1 protein-coding gene and 1 pseudogene are annotated in these 2,623 nt (G+C 68.2%); both read left to right on the top strand.

Annotation, left to right across the window (positions count from 1 at the left end; translation table 11 throughout):
* Positions 1-187 (top strand): annotated as a pseudogene (locus BST15_RS22460) (hypothetical protein); the annotation flags it as partial.
* Between the two features lie 191 nt (positions 188-378).
* A partial coding sequence (locus BST15_RS20850) for a transglycosylase domain-containing protein (protein ID WP_272937521.1) occupies positions 379-2,623 on the top strand: 2,245 nt, incomplete at its 3' end.

Raw genomic sequence — 2,623 nt, forward strand, 5'->3', positions numbered from 1 at the left:
GCCCCCGCCGATGGATGAGGGCCCCCCGCCGCCCACGGAGACGGTCATCCAACCGACCATCGAGATCGCTCCGGGCATCACCATCCCGATCGGTCCACCCACCACGATCACAGCCGCTCCGCCCGCTCCGCCGGCGCCCGAGCCCGGGGGACCGCCGCCGGCTGAGGTGCCGCCACCTCCGCCGTAGCGCCATTGTGACCTTGTTTCAACCCGACGGTGAGTCCACGGAAGTAGTCTGTTTGCCATGCAAACGCAGCGACGCGTGGGGGACGACTGGCTGCTGAGCACTTCGCCGTGTGATGAAAAGGGCTGTGCCCGGATCGATATAGCGAAGGGCCGCAAGCCCGACTCCGCTCCGCGAGGACGCCCTGGGCGCAGGTGAAGACCCAGGGCCCGACAGCGCCGGGCACCGACAGCGCTGAAGAAGAGCACTTCTTGGCGACCACGGACGCCGAGCAGCCCGGCAGTTCTCCGCAGGCGGAGACCCCCGACGACGCAGATCCACGCGAGCGCCCCGAAGCGGTCAAGGCCGCCATGGAGCGGCGGCGCCCGGATGACGAAAAGCCCAGTGCCCCAGCGCAGACGCCGGTGGATCCCGCAGCAGAGCCGGATTCCTCCGCCGAGCGTCGGCGACGAGCCTGGCTGTGGTTACGGCGGGCCGCCTACGTCGGGCTTGCCCTGCTGCTGGTGGTGCCGGTCGTGACCTTCGGGATGGCCTACCGCGCGGTGGACATCCCCCAGCCCGGAGACATTCACACCACGCAGGTGTCGATGATCTTCGCCGCCGACGGCACCGAGCTGGCGAAAATCGTTCCGCCGGACGGGAATCGGGTTGACGTCAAGCTCGATCGGGTGCCGGTGCACGTTCGTGAGGCGGTGCTGGCCGCCGAAGACCGCGACTTCTACACCAACTCAGGCTTCTCCGCCTCGGGCCTGTTCCGCGCGGTCAAGAACAACCTGACCGGCGGCGACACCCAGGGTGGCTCGACCATCACCCAGCAGTACGTCAAGAACGCCTTGGTCGGATCCGAGCGAGCCGGTGTCGGGGGACTGGTGCGCAAGGGCAAGGAACTCGTCATCGCCACCAAGATGTCCGCGGAGTGGCCCAAAGACGAGGTGCTGGAGGCCTACCTCAACATCATCTACTTCGGCCGCACCACCTATGGGATCGCCGCGGCGGCTCGCGCGTACTTCGACAAAGCCGTCGAGGATCTCACCGTCTCGGAGGGGGCGCTGCTGGCGGCCGTCATTCAGCGGCCGTCGACCCTGGATCCGGCAATCAACCGCGACCTTGCCGTGGACCGCTGGAACTGGGTACTCGATGGCATGGTGCAAACCGGCGCTCTGACGCTCAGCGAGCGGGCCAAGCAGTTCTTCCCCACGACAATCCCGCCCGACCAGGCGCGCAACGCCGACCAGGCCGTGGGCCCCAACGGGCTGATTCAGCGCCAGGTCACCGAAGAGCTGCTCGATATGTTCCACATGGACGAACAGACCCTGAACATGGAGGGCTTGCGCATCACCACCACGATCGACATGAAGGCCCAGCGCGCGGTGGAAAAGGCGGTGGCCAACGCCATGGCGGGGCAGAAGCCGGCCGTGCGCACCGCGGTGGTCTCCATCGACCCGCGCAACGGCGCGGTGCTGGCCTACTACGGGGGCACCGAGGCGGGCGGTTTCGACTTCGCCCAGGCCGGACTGCAGACCGGTTCGTCGTTCAAGGTGTTCGCGCTGGCGGCCGCACTCAAACAGGGCATCGGCTTGGGTGAGCAGATCGACAGCAGCCCGCTGACGGTCGGAAAGACCAAGATCAGCAACGTCGGCGGCGCCAGCTGCGGGGTCTGCAACCTTGCCGAGGCGCTCAAGCGCTCGCTCAACACGTCGTATTACCGGCTGATGCTCAAGCTCAAGCACGGACCGCAGGACGTCGCCGATGTCGCCCACCAGCTGGGGGTCGCCGAAAGCTTCCCGGGGGTTGCGCACACCCTGTCTCAGGATGGCCGCGGCGGCCCCCCGGAGAATGGGATCGTTTTGGGCCAGTACCAGACCAGGGTGATCGACATGGCGTCGGCGTACGCCACGCTGGCCGCGTCCGGGGTGTATCACCGCCCGCACTTCATCCAGAAGGTGGTCGGCCCCGACGACCGGGTGCTCTTCGACATCGGCGGCGCCGGCGACACCGGCGAGCAACGCATATCGAAAGCGGTCGCCGACAACGTCACCGACGCCATGAAAGCCATCCCCAGTTGGTCGGGCGGCCACGATTTGGCCGGTGGCCGGCCCGCCGCCGCCAAGACCGGCACCACGCAGCTGGGCGCCACCGGGGCCAACCGGGACGCCTGGATGGTGGGCTACACGCCCACCCTGTCGACCGCGGTTTGGGTCGGCACCGAGAAGGGCGACGAGCCACTGGTCAACAAGTGGGGCGGCCCAATCTACGGGGCGGGCCTGCCGGGCGACATCTGGAAGGCCAGCATGGACGGTGCGCTGTGGGGCGCCCCCATCGTGGCGTTCCCCAAGCCCACCGAGATCGGCGGCTTTGCCGGTGTGCCGTCCAGTGCGCCGATCCCGGTGCAAGACGACTGGTATGCCCCGCCGCCTCCTCCCCGGGACTGGGACGAGC

Source organism: Mycolicibacter arupensis (assembly GCF_002086515.1).
GTDB lineage: Bacteria > Actinomycetota > Actinomycetes > Mycobacteriales > Mycobacteriaceae > Mycobacterium > Mycobacterium arupense.